14 protein-coding genes and 1 riboswitch are annotated in these 15,086 nt (G+C 69.8%); of the genes, 6 read left to right on the forward strand and 8 right to left on the reverse strand.

The features are described from left to right. Positions 1-95: 95 nt before the first annotated feature. Both AC1DBL_RS08220 and AC1DBL_RS08225 read right to left on the reverse strand, forming a co-directional pair. Complete coding sequence (locus AC1DBL_RS08220; protein WP_441419001.1) at positions 96-962, reverse strand: winged helix-turn-helix domain-containing protein; 867 nt, start codon at positions 960-962, stop codon at positions 96-98. A 550-nt stretch (positions 963-1,512) separates the two neighbouring features. Further along, positions 1,513-2,376 carry a hypothetical protein gene (locus tag AC1DBL_RS08225; protein ID WP_476925882.1) on the reverse strand — a complete coding sequence of 288 codons (864 nt, stop codon included), beginning with the start codon at positions 2,374-2,376 and terminating at the stop codon, positions 1,513-1,515. A gap of 244 nt (positions 2,377-2,620) precedes the next feature. On the opposite strand from AC1DBL_RS08225, the gene AC1DBL_RS08230 reads away from it, so the two are divergent. The 5 genes from AC1DBL_RS08230 (at position 2,621) to AC1DBL_RS08250 (ending at position 9,562) form a co-directional block, all read left to right on the forward strand. Further along, positions 2,621-3,361 (forward strand): response regulator transcription factor, encoded by a 741-nt coding sequence (locus tag AC1DBL_RS08230; RefSeq protein ID WP_476925883.1) that lies wholly within the window; start codon positions 2,621-2,623, stop codon positions 3,359-3,361. A gap of 21 nt (positions 3,362-3,382) precedes the next feature. Continuing rightward, positions 3,383-4,927: a HAMP domain-containing sensor histidine kinase gene (locus AC1DBL_RS08235; protein ID WP_476925884.1), complete on the forward strand. Its 1,545-nt coding sequence runs from the start codon at positions 3,383-3,385 to the stop codon at positions 4,925-4,927. Between the two features lie 112 nt (positions 4,928-5,039). Beyond that, positions 5,040-6,449 carry a bifunctional glycosyltransferase family 2/GtrA family protein gene (locus tag AC1DBL_RS08240; RefSeq protein WP_476925885.1) on the forward strand — a complete coding sequence of 470 codons (1,410 nt, stop codon included), beginning with the start codon at positions 5,040-5,042 and terminating at the stop codon, positions 6,447-6,449. Next, on the forward strand, positions 6,450-8,486 hold the full coding sequence (locus tag AC1DBL_RS08245) for a glycosyltransferase family 39 protein (protein WP_476925886.1): 2,037 nt from the start codon (positions 6,450-6,452) through the stop codon (positions 8,484-8,486). Positions 8,487-8,645: 159 nt separating this feature from the next. Then, positions 8,646-8,826: riboswitch (cyclic di-AMP (ydaO/yuaA leader) on the forward strand. Then, positions 8,825-9,562, forward strand: coding sequence for an aggregation-promoting factor C-terminal-like domain-containing protein (locus AC1DBL_RS08250; protein ID WP_476925887.1), 738 nt, complete (start codon positions 8,825-8,827; stop codon positions 9,560-9,562). (Overlaps the previous riboswitch by 2 nt.) Before the next feature lie 102 nt (positions 9,563-9,664). On the opposite strand, the gene AC1DBL_RS08255 is transcribed toward AC1DBL_RS08250, so the two are convergent. From AC1DBL_RS08255 to AC1DBL_RS08265, 3 genes are all read right to left on the reverse strand, one after another. Next, positions 9,665-10,042, reverse strand: a complete 378-nt coding sequence (locus AC1DBL_RS08255; RefSeq protein WP_476925888.1) for a VOC family protein — start codon at positions 10,040-10,042, stop codon at positions 9,665-9,667. 96 nt (positions 10,043-10,138) lie between these two features. Then, positions 10,139-10,774, reverse strand: a complete 636-nt coding sequence (gene upp / locus AC1DBL_RS08260; protein ID WP_441418994.1) for a uracil phosphoribosyltransferase — start codon at positions 10,772-10,774, stop codon at positions 10,139-10,141. Positions 10,775-10,798: 24 nt separating this feature from the next. Further along, the gene (locus tag AC1DBL_RS08265) at positions 10,799-11,614 is read right to left on the reverse strand and encodes a phosphatase PAP2 family protein (protein ID WP_476926053.1); all 816 of its coding nucleotides are present in this window, start codon (positions 11,612-11,614) and stop codon (positions 10,799-10,801) included. A gap of 99 nt (positions 11,615-11,713) precedes the next feature. On the opposite strand from AC1DBL_RS08265, the gene AC1DBL_RS08270 reads away from it, so the two are divergent. Beyond that, positions 11,714-12,217: a nucleoside deaminase gene (locus tag AC1DBL_RS08270; protein ID WP_476909021.1), complete on the forward strand. Its 504-nt coding sequence runs from the start codon at positions 11,714-11,716 to the stop codon at positions 12,215-12,217. A 59-nt stretch (positions 12,218-12,276) separates the two neighbouring features. Here AC1DBL_RS08270 and AC1DBL_RS08275 read toward each other — a convergent pair whose 3' ends face one another. The 3 genes from AC1DBL_RS08275 to AC1DBL_RS08285 form a co-directional block, all read right to left on the reverse strand. Further along, on the reverse strand, positions 12,277-13,518 hold the full coding sequence (locus AC1DBL_RS08275; RefSeq protein ID WP_476925889.1) for a DNA glycosylase AlkZ-like family protein: 1,242 nt from the start codon (positions 13,516-13,518) through the stop codon (positions 12,277-12,279). Between the two features lie 80 nt (positions 13,519-13,598). Further along, positions 13,599-14,678 carry a glycosyltransferase gene (locus AC1DBL_RS08280; RefSeq protein ID WP_476909019.1) on the reverse strand — a complete coding sequence of 360 codons (1,080 nt, stop codon included), beginning with the start codon at positions 14,676-14,678 and terminating at the stop codon, positions 13,599-13,601. Between the two features lie 7 nt (positions 14,679-14,685). Further along, entirely contained in the window at positions 14,686-15,084 is a 399-nt protein-coding gene (locus AC1DBL_RS08285) for a 6-pyruvoyl trahydropterin synthase family protein (RefSeq protein ID WP_476925890.1), read from the reverse strand. Between the last annotated feature and the right edge of the window lie 2 nt (positions 15,085-15,086).

The following is a 15,086-nucleotide window of genomic DNA, read 5'->3' on the forward strand; positions in this document are numbered from 1 at the left end:
CGGCAAAATGCCGTCGGGCGCGCGTGACTATCGTGCCGCGAAAGCGGAAGCGCCCGCCCCAAAGGAGGGGCGGGCGCTTTGCGTGAAGCTAAGAGCTAGATGGAGTATTCCGGAGCGGCCCAGACTACGACTTCGGGGTGCTCGTAGAACCGGTAGCCCTGGCCGCGCACCGTCCGCACGGTGTTGGCCAGGCGGCCAAGCTTGGAGCGCAGCCGGCGGATGTGCACGTCGATGGTCCGCTCGTTGGGGACCTCTTCGGCATTGCGCCACAGGCCCTCAAGGAGTTCGTCGCGGCCCACGGTGCGGGTGCCGTTCTCCACGAGGTAGTTGAGCAGCTCGAATTCCTTGAACGTGAGGTTCAGCGATTCGCCGTCGAGCGCCACTTCGCGGCGGGCGAGGTCGATCAGCACGCCGGACGGGCGCGGGTCCTGGGGCTGCTGCAGCCGGGCGTTCTCGGCGCGCTGGCGGGCACCGGCGGTGGGATCGCCGAAGGTGGACCGGACGACGTCGAGCGCGGAACCCGGCGCGGACGCCGGGGCGACGGCGACGGCGGCATAGCTTTCGGCGCCGGCCACAAGCGATTGGGCGTAGGCGCGGATCTCCTGGGCCAGCTTGGCAATCGAGGTGCCGGCAGCGGCTGCAGTCTCCTCGTCAATACCCATGTAGAGCACGAAGCCGCGGGCCACGTTGTCGTTGGGCACGGGGCGGACCGGGCTGCCGTTGCCGGAGGCGATCACCGGGGTCGGTGCGGTGGCCGGGGCCGGCTCGGCGGCGGGGACGGCGCGGAGCTGGCCGTAGGAGCTGGGGTTGTAGCCCTGCGCGGCATAGCCGGGGGCGGGGAAGCTGTTGCCGGATCCGGCGGGGAAGCTCGGACGGCCGCCGAAGCCCTGGCGGAGGCCGTTCTGGCCGGCCTTGTTGGCGTTACGGACGGAGATGTGGACGTATCCGGATGCAACTGACATGGAATGCTTACCTCAATGTGAATGGCCGTCATCGCGGCTCGAATGCTAATTTCCCCGCAATGAGAACTGGGGAGGGGCGCCCGACGCTGGGCTGGGGGCGAATGCCTAGAAACGTTCTGGGGTGTAGAAGTTAGGCGTGCATTCGACAACAGGGCATCTCAGTACCAGCTGGTGCGCTGATCCAGGAAGCTGCGGCTGCAGGTGCTGTTGAGTTCTTGTTCACAATTGAAGTGTGCAACGTAACAATAAGAACTAGCAAGTAACAATGGACTCCAAAGTCCGCATCGTGAGACGAAAATGGCGATTGTAGTGTAAATCACAATTTTGATAAGCAGGCGAATCAATATGTGTTTTGCCGACCGAACGGCTCTTTGGCGCTCCTTGCCGAAGATTCTTCGCCATCCTGGCCCTCAGGCCGGAAAACGTTCACTGTAGGCATCAATGGCGGAATCCATTCGGAAGAGTTCCGCCGCCGCCAGTAGTCCACGGAGTGGGCACGCTGCCGGGCCGCGTGGCCCGGCAGTGTGCCCGGTGCGGAAGTTTGCGGAAGTCAGTTGGTCTGGCCGGTGGCGGTGGCCGCCACAATCTGGACCGACGAGGCCGTGTAACCGGATCCGTCCTTCGCGGCGACGACCCGCACGGTCCCGCCGGCGACAATGTCCGCAACGCTCATCTGGGAGCCTGTTCCGCCGGCCTGCTGGCGCCGCTGTTCCATGTTGCTCACCACCAGGTTGCTGCCGAGGGCATAGCTGCGGGCGAACCCGTCACTGCTCTTGACCGTGACGGAGGACGCGCTGACCTGGCTCACTGTTCCCAGCTGCTCGGCCATGGCGGTGTACTCGCTTCCGTTCAGCACGACGTATTCGGCGTGCACAGCTGCGGACAGCCCGCCGGCCAGGCCGCCCATGCCCGCTGCGAAGTCGTCGTGACCGCCCTGCCCGGACATTCCGCCTCCCGCGAACCCTCCTTGCGGGGCGTCCGGCATCCCCGGGACGGAGCCTTGGCTGGCGCTGCCGGGCCCGCCGGCTGCCCCGACCCCGGTCCCGCTGGCCTCCGCCGAACTTGAGCTGAGGGCATACACGCCGACGCCGGCGCCGGCTGCCAGCACAACAGCCGCGCCCGCGACGGCGAGTCCCCGCTTGAGGGTCCACGGCTTCCCCGCCGAGGTCTGCCGGGCTGCGGCCGACGGCGCACCCCAGCCCGGGGCGGCCGGCGCACCCCAGCCGGGGGCCCGACCGTCAGCGGGCTGTCCGGCTTCCGCCGGCGCGGCCGCCGGCGAGGCCGCCGGCTGCCCGGCGGCAGGCTGCGCGGCGGCATAGGGCGTGGTGACGGGCGCGGGCGCCGCCGGGGTGGGGGCGTCGGAGACGGGTTCGGGGATCGGGCGGGAACCGGATTCGGGCTGCTGACCGCTCATGGTGTTTCTCCTGTCGGGGTGCGGATTTGTGTCCACCCCAGCGTGGTAAGCGGTCCTGTGCCGGGGCTGTGCGGGCCAACAGCCGCGCCTGTGACCTTTCAGCGGGACCGGGCGTCCGGTCGGCAGCCGTACCGAACCAGGCCTCCCGCTCCCGGGGCGGCTTCCAGCTCGGTAGTCTGAGATTCACAGGTGCCGCACAGGGTCCCCAAAGCCGCGCCTCAACGGCAGATCGGAGAGTCGTCCCATGGCCACTTCGCACTCCATGACCAATAACCTGCCCCAGCTCACGCATCCGGACGGCTCGCCCATCCGCGCGCTGGTGGTGGACGATGAGCCCAGCCTGTCGGAGCTCATGAGCATGGGGCTCCGGATGGCTGGCTGGTCCGTGGCTGTGGCGGCGGATGGCCCCGGAGCGGTCAAGCTTGCCAAGGATTTCCGCCCCGACGTGCTCTTGCTGGACGTGATGCTCCCCGGGTTCGACGGCGTCGAACTGCTCAGCCGGATCCGCGCGTTCGCGCCGGAAGTTCCCGCGCTGTTCCTCACGGCCAAAGACGCCGTCCAGGACCGCATTACCGGGCTGGCGGCCGGCGGCGATGACTACGTCACGAAGCCCTTCAGTATGGAAGAGGTGCTGCTCCGGCTCCACCGACTGGTCCAGCGCTCCGGGGTGGCCGCCATGGACACCGCCGAACTCGTGGTGGGTGACCTGGTGCTCAACGTCGACACCCGGGACGTTACCCGGGCCGGTGAGGATATCCATCTGACCGCCACCCAGTTCGAGCTGCTGCGCTACCTCATGGAAAACCCCAAACGGGTCATCAGCAAGGCCCAGATCCTGGACCGGGTCTGGGACTACGATTTCGGCGGCCAGGCGAACATCGTGGAACTCTACATTTCCTACCTCCGCAAGAAGATCGACGCCAACCGCGCACCGATGATCCACACGGTGCGCGGCGCCGGCTACGTGCTGAAACCGGCGGACTGATCCGTGCCCGCTCTTTCCGGCGTGACACCCGTACCCGGGCGCGACTGGCGCAACCCGGCCACGTGGCATTTGCGTACCCGGCTGGTCCTCGTCGCCATGGCGCTGCTCGTGGCCATCTGCGGCGCCGTGGGAGTCTTCAGCTACGCCTCCATGGACGCTTTCCTCACCCGGCAGCTCGACACCCAGCTGGAGCAGGCATCCCACCGGTCGAGCGAGTTCGGCAGGCCCTCCCCGGACGATGCGGGAAGGCGCCCCGACCCGCTCGAAGCCCGGGGCCAGGGCATCGGGACGCTCAACGCCCGGCTGCTGGCCGGCACGGTGGCCAGCGCAGGCTTCCTGGCCGGGGACGCCACCAGAAAGAGCCTGTCCTCCGATGACAATGCCGTCCTCCTGGCCCTGACCCCGAACGGCGTGCCCGTGGACCGGACCCTCTCGGCCGGCGACTACCGGCTGACGGCTGTGCGCGCACCCTATGGCGACGTGATCGTCACCGGCCTCCCACTGGACGAAAAGCAGAACACGCTGGCCTCGCTCGTCTGGACCCTGGGGGTGGTATCGGCGGGCGGCCTCGTGCTGATCGGCCTCGCCGGCACCGCTCTCATCCGGCGGACCATGAAGCCGCTGGAACAGCTCTCCGAGGTGGCCACCAAGGTCTCGCGTTTGCCGCTGGACGCCGGCGAGGTGGCCCTGGGCGTGCGGGTCCCGGCGTCGGCTGCCCATCCGGGAACCGAGGTGGGCAGCGTGGGCTACGCGCTGAACCAGATGCTGGACAACGTCTCCAACGCCCTCGAGGCGCGGCAGGAGAGCGAGATGAGGGTGCGGCAGTTTGTCGCCGATGCCTCGCACGAGCTCCGCACCCCGCTCACCGCGATCCGCGGCTACACGGAGCTGATGCGGATGACCGAGCATTTCACGCCCGACGGCGAGAAGTCACTAGCCCGCGTCCAAAGCCAGTCCGAGCGGATGACCACCCTGGTGGAGGACCTGCTGCTGCTGGCACGGCTGGACGAGGGGCAGCCGCTCAAGGTCACCGACGTCGACCTCACCCAGCTGGCCGTCGAAACGGTGAGCGACGAGAAAGTCATGGCACCCGACCGCCTCTGGCAGCTGGAGCTCCCGGACGAACCCGTGGTGGTGCGCGGGGACGCGACCCAGCTTCACCAGGTCCTCGCCAACCTCCTGTCCAATGCCCGCAAACACACGGCCCCCGGGACGAAGGTGGTCACGGGCGTCACGCGTTCGGCTGACGGCAGCGCCGTGGTCACCGTGACGGACAACGGCAGCGGCATCGCTCCCGAATTCCTCGGCCGGGTCTTCGCCCGGTTCGCCCGGGCCGATGCCGCGCGCACCAACCCGGCCGCCGGTCCCGCGGCCCGTCCGGTGCGAAGCCGTGAGGGCACGTCGGCGGTCGCGACAGCGGCCGCGGCTTCCGAGGGCACCAGCGGCCTGGGCTTGTCGATTGTGCAGTCGATCGTGGAGGCGCACGGCGGGACCGTCGAGGTCACGTCCCGGCCGGGCCGGACAGAGTTCGCCGTCCGGCTGCCCGCGGCGCCTCCGCTGGCGTAGCGGGCCGCCGCTCTGGTCCGGACGCCGGCACGGCGGCGCCGGTCCTCACTTCCACAGCCCCCGCACAGCTTGACCCTAAAGCCCTCATATGGGGCGCCGGGAAAGTTGAGCCATGACGTTCACAGACCAGGCCCCAGGACCACAGCCCCACTCCACGGCGACGCCGCCCGGGCCGGGCCCGTTGACCCCGGCGTTCACCGGCCCCGGGAGCCTGCGTTCAGCCATCGACACCCGCACCACCACACCGGTCCTGGATATCACCATTCCGGTGTTCAACGAGGAACGTGACCTCGAAGCGTGCCTACGCCGGCTGCACGCCTACCTTGTCGGCTGCTTCCCGCATTCCTTTCGGATCACGGTGGCGGACAACGCCAGCACCGACGGAACACTCCAGACGGCGGAACGCGTCGCCCGTGAGCTCCGGGAGATCACCGTCGTCCACATGGCCGAAAAAGGCCGCGGGAATGCGCTGCGCAAGGTGTGGCTTGCCTCGCCGTCGCCGCTCCTGGCGTACATGGACGTGGACCTGTCCACCGACCTGGCGGCGCTCGGCCCCCTGCTGGCCCCGCTCATTTCGGGGCACTCGGACCTCGCGATCGGGACCCGGCTGACCCACAACTCGCGTGTGGTCCGCGGACCCAAACGGGAATTCATCTCGCGCAGCTACAACCTGCTGCTGCAGTCGTGCCTGGGCGCCCACTTCAGCGACGCCCAGTGCGGCTTCAAGGCCATCCGGGCGGACGTGGCCCGGCAGCTGCTCCCGCACACACTGGACAACGCCTGGTTCTTCGACACCGAGCTGCTGGTACTCGCCGAGAGGTGCGGCCTGCGCGTCCACGAAGTCCCGGTCGATTGGACCGACGACCCGGACTCCAGCGTGGACATCGTCCGGACGGCCATCGCGGACCTGCGCGGCATGGCCCGGCTGAGCCGGGACCTGCTCTCGGGCCGGATCCCGGTTCCCGAACTCCGCTCCGCCCTGGCCCGCGGACCGCTGCCGGCTTCGTCCCGGGCCCAGGAACAAAGCCCCGGCGGAAGCCTCTTCGGCCAGCTCGTGCGCTTCGGCAGCATCGGGGTGGCCTCGACCCTCGCGTACTTGCTGATCTTCGTGCTCTGCCGGGGAATCATGGACCCGCAGCTGGCCAACTTCCTCGCCTTGCTCACTACCGCGGTGGCCAACACCGCGGCGAACCGGCGCTTCACCTTCGGCATCCAAGGCAGCAGCCAGGCGGCCCGCCACCATTTCGAGGGGCTGCTGATATTCGGGATCGGGCTGGCCCTGACCTCCGGTGCGCTCGCCTTCGTCCACGGCACGTCCGGCGGAACCCCTGACCGCTGGCTGGAACTGGTCACAGTGACCGCCGCCAACCTGGCCGCCACCGCCATCAAATTCCTGCTGTTCCGGCACGTGGTCTTCCGCCGTCGGGGCGCCCCCATTCCTCCGGCCCCCGGCGCCGTTCCCTATGCTCCGGCGTCCGCCGCCAACGACTCAGCCCTCCCCCACACAGAAACGGCCAAGTAAATGACCGCAACCCTCGACCCCGCCACCGGCGGCCCGGCCGGCAGCACGCCCGCATCGGCGCCCGCACCCTCGACGACGGCGACCCGCCCGGCAGCTCCTCGACCGGCCGCCGCGCAGGACCGCCGGGCACGCCTGCTGTTCGGACCACAGCGGTGGTGGGTGCGGCCCTCGGCGGCCCTGCTGCTGGTCTTCACCGCAGTGATGTACCTGTGGAACCTGGAAGCCACCGGCTACGCCAACTCCTTCTACGCCGCAGCGATCCAGGCCGGCACCAAGGACTGGACCGCGCTGCTGTTCGGTTCCCTCGACGCGGGCAACGCCATCACGGTGGACAAGCCACCGGCCGCGCTCTGGATCCCGGCCCTCGCCGGGCGGATCTTCGGTTTCTCGGCACTGAGCATGCTCATTCCCCAGTCGCTCATGGGGGTGGCCGCCGTCGGACTTCTGTACCTGACCGTCAAACGCGTGTCCGGTTCCGCGGCGGGCCTGCTGGCCGGCGGTGCCCTGGCGCTGACCCCAGTGGCAGCCCTGATGTTCCGCTTCAACAACCCGGACGCCATGCTCACCCTGTGCCTGGTGCTGGCCGCCTACCTCACCACCCGCGCCATCGAAAAGGCCGGCTGGAAATGGCTCGCCGCAGCCGGCGCGGTAATCGGCCTGGCGTTCCTGACCAAGATGCTGCAGGGCTTCCTGATAGTGCCCGGACTGGCCTTGGCCTACCTGTGGGCGGCACCCACCACCCTCGGCCGCCGGCTCCTGCACCTCCTCGCCGCCGCGGCGGGGATCGCCGTCGTGGCCGGCAGCTACCTGGCGCTGTTCCAGCTCACTCCCGCCTCGGCCCGGCCGTACATGGCGGGGTCGGAGACCAACAGCTTCCTGGAACTCACCTTCGGCTACAACGGCCTGGGCCGGATCACCGGGTCCGGCGGCGGGATGCCCGGCGGAAATCCTTTCGGAAATGCCGGCGGCCCGGGCGGAAACGGCAACGTGGGCTTCGGCGGCGCGGCCGGGATCACCCGGATGTTCGGGACCAGTTTCGGCGGAGAAGTGTCCTGGCTGTTGCCGGCGGCCCTGGTCCTGCTGGTGGCAGGTTTGTGGTTCACCCGGCGAGAGGCCCGGACCTCCGCCACCCGTGCCGCGCTCCTGCTCTGGGGCGGCTGGCTGCTGATCACGGCAGGCATCCTCAGCTTCATGAGCGGCACCGTGCATCCGTACTATGCCGTGGCACTGGCCCCCGCCGTCGCGGCCCTGGTGGGCATCGGCTCGGCGGAACTGTGGCGCGGCCGGACCCACTGGCCCGCTCGGATGGTCCTGGCCGTGACGGTGTTGGCCGCCTCGGTCTGGTCCGCCGTGCTCCTGGGCCGCGACCCGGCATGGCTGCCCGGGCTCCGGGTGATCGCCGTCGTCCTGGGCGTGCTGGCCGCCGCGGCGCTGCTGCTCCGGGTGGACAGCCTGGCGGCGCTCCCGGCCCGGCTCCGCAAAGCCGCTGCGGCCGGCGTCATGGTCCTTTCACTGCTGGCCGGCGGGCTCGGGACCACCGCCTGGACGCTGGCGACGGCGGCCCAGGCGCATTCGGGGTCAATCCCCACCTCCGGGCCCACCGCGTCCGCGATGGGCGGCGGCTTCGGGGCGGCCGGCAGGCCGGACGGCGGGATCGCCGGTTCCAGCGGGGCGGCCGCCGGCGGGCCCGGCGGACCCGGCGCGGATACGGCGTCGGCTGAGCTGACAGCGTTGCTGAAGTCCTCCGGCGCCAAATGGTCCGGGATTGTCTCCGGCGCCACCCAGGCCGCCAGCCTGGAACTCGCCACCGGCACCAATGTGATCGCGCTGGGCGGCTGGAACGGCGGCGACCCGTACCCCACGCTCGAGCAGTTCCAAGCGATGGTGGGCCGCGGCGAGATCGGCTACTTCATCTCCGGCGGCATGGGCGGCCTGGGCGGGGGCCGCGGCGGCAACTCCGAGGTCGCCAGCTGGGTCGCGGCCAACTACCAGGCCCAGACCGTGGGGAACGCCACCGTGTACAAGCTGGCGAAGTAGGCTCCTCTCCCCGCTTGCCTCCGTCTCCGCCGCGCCGTTTCGACGGTTCCGTGCCCGCTCGATGCTTACCGGGGGCCAGCCGTTACCTAAATGTGACATCTGATTGAAAGTCCGGTACCGTTTTAGGGTGCGGCCATCGATCTGGCCGCGTGTCCGGGCTGACGCCAAACTCTGCCGCTACCCGGATTCCCATGGACCAGGCAGAGACGGGGAACCCAGAGTTCCCGGGCATTCTGCATCCATGCACCCTTGGGGTTAAGCCGCCACGTCGAGATTCCGTGCGGCCGGATTTCGCATCCGAACCCGACAGCTAACTCCGTAGGCGTTGAGAGGCGAACATGACTGAAATCAAGGCACCCACGCGCCCAGAAGGCGCTAAACGCACGTCCGACGCCGAGCGCGCGCGCCACCGCGCCGAGCCGGCGAAGCACACTTCGAGCCCGTCCCGGCCCCGTGCCCGGACCAATGGCAAGCGCGCCGCCGTCGTAGCCACCGCTTTCGCCGTCCTGCTGGGGGCAGGGGCCGCGGGCCAGGCCTCCGGCACTGCAGCGCATACGGCCGAAGCGTCGAAAGACACTGCCGCGTCCCTGCAGACCCTGGACTTCGAACGCGTCGGCAGCAACACGCCCACCTCGCCCGCCCCGATGAGCGTGGAGGCCCAGGCCTCCAAAATCAAGCCCGCCAAGGCCCCGGCGGCCAAGGCTCCGGCTGCCAAGGCGCCTGCTCCGGCTGCCAAGGCGCCTGCTCCCGCGAAGCCGGTCGCCATTGACGACCCCGCCGGTGCGCAGGCCTACGCCGCCTCTCAGCTGCCCGCCCACGGCTGGGCCCCGAGCGAGATGCAATGCCTGATGAAGTTGTGGACCAGGGAGTCCGACTGGAAGACCACGGCTACCAACGCCAGCAGCGGCGCTTACGGCGTGGTCCAATCGCTGCCCGCCGAAAAGATGGCCAGCGCCGGCGCCGATTACCGGACCAACTACCGGACCCAGATCAACTGGGGACTGGAGTACGTGCAGGACCGCTACGGTTCACCGTGCGGCGCCCTGAACTTCCACTACGCGAACAACTGGTACTAAGCGCGGCCGAGGCTGCATGCCATGAGTGAGGCCCCGGATCCTTGGATCCGGGGCCTCACGTGCGCCTGCCGCCGCGCCGCCTGCGGAATACGGGCCGCCGCGCTAGCCGTTCGGACGGTTGGGAATGTACTGCACCCCCCATTTGTTGCCGTCGGGATCGGCGAAGTAGACGAAATGCCCCCAGTCCTGGACATCGATGTCGCTGACGTCCACACCGTTGCCCTTGAGTTGCTGGTGCGCCGCCTGGATGTCGCTGACGACCAGCTGCAGGCCGGGGGCGGTGCCGGGCGGGGCGTCGTTGAGGCCCTCGCCAATCGCGATCGAGCACCCGGAACCCGGCGGGGTCAGCTGGACGAAACGGATGCCTGGCGTGGGCCGTTCGTCGTAGTCGGCGTTGAAGCCGACCTTGTTCACATAGAAGTCCTTGGCCCGGTCCACATCCGACACGGGGACAAACACGAGTTCAAGTTTCCAGTCCATGGGCACAGGCTAGTCCCGGACGCCTTACGCCGGAACCCTTGACCGCGGGGACGTTTCAACCGCCCTACCCGCGAGGGCAGCAGTGCATGCCGGCGGCTAGACCGCGATGCCGTACAGGCGGTCTCCGGCGTCGCCCAGCCCGGGCACAATGTACGACTTTTCGTTGAGCTTCTCGTCGATGGAGGCCAGCACGATGGTCACGTTGGCGTCCGAGAGCTCTTCTTCCAGCTTGGCCAGGCCCTCCGGGGCGGCCAGCAGGCAGATGCAGGTGACGTCCGACGCGCCGCGCTTGAAGAGGAACTTGATCGCCTCGCGCAGGGTGCCGCCGGTGGCGAGCATCGGGTCCAGGACGAAGATCTGCCGGTCTGTCAGGTTCTCCGGGAGGCGCTCGGCGTAGGTGATGATGTCCAGGGTCTCTTCGTCCCGGGCCATGCCCAGGAAGCCGACCTCGGCGGTGGGCACCAGCTTGGTCATGCCCTCCAGCATGCCGAGACCGGCGCGCAGGATCGGAACCACCAGCGGGGTGGGCTTGGTGAAAGCCGTGCCGACGGTGGTGCTGACCGGCGTCTCGATGGTCACCGGCTCGGTGCGGACGTCCCGGGTTGCCTCATAGGCCAGGAGCGTGACGAGCTCCTCGGTGAGCTGGCGGAAGACCGGGGACGGGGTGTTCTTGTCCCGCAGAACGGTGAGTTTATGGGCGACCAGCGGGTGGTCGACAACGAGAGTGCGCATGGGTCAAAACTACCACCCGGACCTTCAGGACCGTCCCGCGGGGTCCGGGGTATCGGCGTCGGCGGTCCGCTCCGCGGTGCTGCCCTTGCGGCCGCGGGCGGGGGCGCCGTCGCGCACGTGCGCATCGTTGTCGAACGTCGGCGCGGGGCCGGTGTGTTCCCGGTGCCGCAGCACATGGAACAGCCTGTGGGCCAGGATCACGATCCCCACCCAGCCCAGCCCCAGGGCCCAGCCGAAGATCACATCGGTCATCCAGTGATGGCCCAGGAAGACGCGGCTCATGCCCATCGCAAGGATGAAGATCGCACCCGCGGTGATCAAACCGACGCGGGCTATGGTGCGTCTGACCTGCAGGCAGGCGAGGTAGACCACCAGCCCGATTACCACGGTGGTGTTCAGCGTGTGGCCGCTGGGGAACGACGGCGACGTCTCGTAAGGCGGCACCGCGTCCGCGAAGTCGGGGCGGGCCCGGCCGATCAGTTTCTTGCCCACCGTCGTAGCGGTGATCGACACCGCGGCGGCTCCGCCGATCAGGATGAGCGGCCGCCAGGTCCGCGAGACCCAGATCAGCCATGCCGTCAGGATGCTGGCCAGGATCGGCATGCCGATTCCACCGCCAATATTGGTGAACCCGGTGACGAACGCGTCCAGGCCGGGACTGCGCAGCTGTTGCATGAACCCCAGCGTGGGCTTGTCGAGGCTTGCCAGGCCGGCGTCGTCCACAACGTTGTCGTAGACTTCCGCGCTCGTCAGCGCCAGGGCGACGACGACGACGCCGCCGATCAGCATGGTGATCCAGAGTGCGGCATAGGGCACCACCCACTTTCCCCAGCGCCGCATCAGCCAGCTCTCAGTCTTGGTGCTCAATGCCCTCTCCCGACTTCCCGGTGCACCCGCTTAAGTGCACAGCTTGCTTAGGGTCGAAACTATCATTGAGCCATGACTACCCCCGAGCCACGCCATGCGGAATGGATGGGCCTGGCCCTTGCCGAGGCGCGCCGGGCGCTGGCCACCGAGGACGTGCCGATCGGCGCCGTCGTGATCGGACCGGACGGCTCGGTGCTCGGCGCCGGGCGCAACGAGCGGGAGGCACTCGGGGACCCGACGGCGCACGCCGAGATGGTGGCGATCCGGGAGGCCGCGGCCCGGCTGCGCGAGCGGCGGGCGCTGGAGGGCGCGGCCGACGACGGCTGGCGGCTGGAAGACTGCACCCTGGTGGTGACGTTGGAGCCGTGCGCCATGTGCGCCGGCGCCGTGGTGCTGGCGCGGATTCCGCGGGTGGTCTTCGGCGCGTGGGACGAGAAGGCCGGGGCCGCCGGCTCCGTGTTCGACATTCTCCGCGAGCGCCGGTTGAACCATTGGGTGGAGGTGTACGCCGGGGTCCGGGAGCAGGAGTGCGGCGGGTTGCTGCGGGATTTCTTCGCCGGGCACCGCGGCGCCTGACGCTGCCGCTCCGGCGGCTGCCCCCAACAGCGAGCTGGCCCCCATAACGCGGCGGTGAGCTACCGCTCGGCGGTGGCCGTCGTGGACGCCCGCAGCGCGTCGATCCGCTTCTGCCGGGAGGCGGGCGAGTCCAGGCTGAAGGCGCGGAAATCGCCCAGGTCCTCCTTGATCCAGGCCTCCACCTCGGCGATCCGCCGGGTCACGGCCGGCGTGGGCGTGCCGAACACCCAGGCGGCGATCTTCTCCCGGCCCGGGTCGTACTGCCACAATCCGATGATCCTGCCGCGGTCGAAGATGGGGTGGTCCGGCAGGTCGGCCTGCAGCGCGAGCGGACCCAGCGCCTTCTTGTCCTGGTCCTCCGCGGCCAGCAGCTCCCCCGCGTTCCGGCGCAGCAGCACCAGCGAATCAGTTCCGGCGAGCAGCTGGATCTGTTCCTCGGCCGGTTCTTCGAAGGCGGCGAGTCGTTCGACGTCGTCGGGCAGCATCCAGAGCGGGTCTCCGCCGGCGGCGGCGGGGACCTCGACGGCGTCGACGGCGGCGAGCGCCGCCTTGCTCTGCGCGACCGTGAAGCCGGTGAACCACTGCGACTGTTTGAAGGTGGCTCCTCCGGTCCAGCCGAGGTAGCGCCGGATCAGCTCGGCGCGGACTTCATCGTCACTGAGCGTGCTCGGCGGCAGCCCCCAGGGCTCGTAGGCGTAGCGCTGCTGGTCCAGCCGGCCATTGGCGGGGACCCGGCGGATCCGCCCGTCCGCTTGCAGGATGCCCAGCGCCGTGGGCAGCGTGGTGGTGACGCCCTTTTTCTTGCCCTCCTCGCCGAGGTTGCGGACCGAATCGCCGAGTTCATCCTTGAGCTGCCGCGGGTCCAGCGGCACCCCGGCCTCGGCAAGGGCGTGCAGCACTTGCTCCTCAAGCAGGGCAATTTCGCCGCGGTCCACGCCGAGCCGGCCGACGACCTTGAAGCCGGCCTCGGCGGCGTCCCGTCCCAGCCGCAGCGCCCAGGCGAAGTCTTCCGCGCCCAGCACGTAGGTGCAGCCGCGCGCCGTCGGGAGTTCCAGGATCCGGTGCGCCAGGACGTCCCGGTCCACTTGAGAGCGCCGGATGCCGGCCCGGGCGAAGAGCGTGAGGTACGGGTTGGCCCCGCCAACGGACCGTGCCCAGCCGGCCCGGGCGAACACCTGTTCCGCAGTGCACCCCGCCAGCGAGCCGTCCAGGCCCTGCCGGTGCCACGACCAGGCGCGGAGCCGCTCGGGCGTGAGGCTTTCCGCGGGCGGCAGTTGCACGGTCGTGGGCTCGGTAGTCATGGGGTCATTCTCCACCCGCTTGGCCCAACTAGCTCGCAATAGTTGTCGTTATGAGCCCTCAAAACGACAACTAGCGCGGGTTAGTTAGGTGGGCCGGCCGCGGCCAGGACGGCCAGCACGGCCCGCGCCGTGGCGTCCCAGCCGGGAAGGTGCTCCCGTGCGGCCCGGGCGGCGGCCCGCCATTCGGCGCGGAGGGCCGGTTCGGTGAGCCAGCGGCGCAGCAGGGCTGCCAGCGGTGCCGGATCTTCGCCAAGTGCGACGGCGGCGCCGGGCAGGGCCGGCGCTGCCACTGCGGGAGTGCCTGCTGCTCCGGGAGTGCCGGCCGCGAGCGCCTCCACGGCGCCGGTTCCCTCCCGGACGATCACCGGCACGCCGCGGGCCAGGGATTCGGTGACCACCAGCCCATAGGTCTCGGCCCGGGAAATGAGCAGGCTGAGGTCAGCGGCCTCCCATTCGGCGGCCAGGTCGGCTCCGCGCAGCTCGCCGGGTAGCCGGACGCGGTCCGTCAGGCCGAGGCGCTCCGATTCCTGCCGGAGCAGGGCGGCGTAGGCGGGATCCGCGGTGTCCGAACCGGCAAGGGATGCTGTCCAGGCCAGGTCCATGAGCTCCGAGAGGGCGCGCAGCAGCAGCAACTGGTCCTTGTTGGGCAGCAGCGCGGCCAGTGCGAGGAGGTGGGGCGGCTCGGAACCGGCCGCGGACGGTGCCGGCTCGGCGCCGGGGAGCGCGACGCTGATTCGGGCCAAGCCGTCCAGGCCATGCCGTTCCTGCAGGCCCGCCGCGGCGGAGGTGCTGGTGCAGATAACGCCGGCCGCGGCCTGCAGCGCGCGGTGTTCCAGTTCCGGATGCGTCCCCAGCGGCATGTGCAGCAGGATCCAGGCCGGCGCCCCGGCAGCTGCCGCGGCTTCGAGCTCGTCCGGCGCCCCGCAGGCCACCAGACCGTCCACGAGTGTGACATGGCCGGCGTCGGACTCGGCAAGCAGGCGGCCGAACCGCTGCCGGTCCGCTGGGCTGCCGACCGGCCAGTCGCCGTCGACCTCGCAGGACACCGCCGCCACGCCGAGGTCTGCGAGGGCGCGGAGCAGTGCGGCGTTGTAGGCGTTGCCGCCGGAGTTGTGGCGCACGTTGCCGGGCACCAGGAGGCGGAGGCCGGGGGCATCCACGGGGCTGCTAGCCGGCGTCGAACTCGAGCGAGTGGCTGGCCCAGGCGTCGGGAGTTTCGCGCAGGGTGACCTCGATGCCGGCAAGGGCCTTCCCGTCCTGGCCGCCGCGGATCTGGCCTGCCACGGCGTCGGCGATGTACTGGGCCAAGGCTTCGGTGGTGCTGAGTTTGCCGGTAAAGTCCGGGTGCTCGTCGAGGTTCTTGTAGTTCAGGCCCGCCAGGACGGCGTCCAGCACGTCGCCGGCCTCGCCGATGTCCAGCACGATCGCATCGTCGTTCAGCGTCCGACGGCGGAAGGTCACCTCTGTGACAAAGGTGGCCCCGTGCAGGCCCTGGGCCGGGCCGAAGGCCGGGCGCGGCAGGCTGTGGGCGATCATGAAATTGCGACGTACGGTCAGGCTGAACACGG

Source organism: Arthrobacter sp. 10T44 (assembly GCF_056393885.1).

Excerpts from the sequence above, each read along its gene's own strand:
- AC1DBL_RS08220 (WP_441419001.1), bottom strand. The coding sequence starts at position 962 with ATGTCAGTTGCATCCGGATACGTCCACATCTCCGTCCGTAACGCCAAC.
- AC1DBL_RS08225 (WP_476925882.1), bottom strand. The coding sequence starts at position 2,376 with ATGAGCGGTCAGCAGCCCGAATCCGGTTCCCGCCCGATCCCCGAACCC.
- AC1DBL_RS08230 (WP_476925883.1), top strand. The coding sequence starts at position 2,621 with ATGGCCACTTCGCACTCCATGACCAATAACCTGCCCCAGCTCACGCAT.
- AC1DBL_RS08240 (WP_476925885.1), top strand. The coding sequence starts at position 5,040 with ATGACGTTCACAGACCAGGCCCCAGGACCACAGCCCCACTCCACGGCG.
- AC1DBL_RS08245 (WP_476925886.1), top strand. The coding sequence starts at position 6,450 with ATGACCGCAACCCTCGACCCCGCCACCGGCGGCCCGGCCGGCAGCACG.
- AC1DBL_RS08250 (WP_476925887.1), top strand. The coding sequence starts at position 8,825 with ATGACTGAAATCAAGGCACCCACGCGCCCAGAAGGCGCTAAACGCACG.
- AC1DBL_RS08255 (WP_476925888.1), bottom strand. The coding sequence starts at position 10,042 with ATGGACTGGAAACTTGAACTCGTGTTTGTCCCCGTGTCGGATGTGGAC.
- upp (WP_441418994.1), bottom strand. The coding sequence starts at position 10,774 with ATGCGCACTCTCGTTGTCGACCACCCGCTGGTCGCCCATAAACTCACC.
- AC1DBL_RS08265 (WP_476926053.1), bottom strand. The coding sequence starts at position 11,614 with ATGCGGCGCTGGGGAAAGTGGGTGGTGCCCTATGCCGCACTCTGGATC.
- AC1DBL_RS08270 (WP_476909021.1), top strand. The coding sequence starts at position 11,714 with ATGACTACCCCCGAGCCACGCCATGCGGAATGGATGGGCCTGGCCCTT.
- AC1DBL_RS08275 (WP_476925889.1), bottom strand. The coding sequence starts at position 13,518 with ATGACTACCGAGCCCACGACCGTGCAACTGCCGCCCGCGGAAAGCCTC.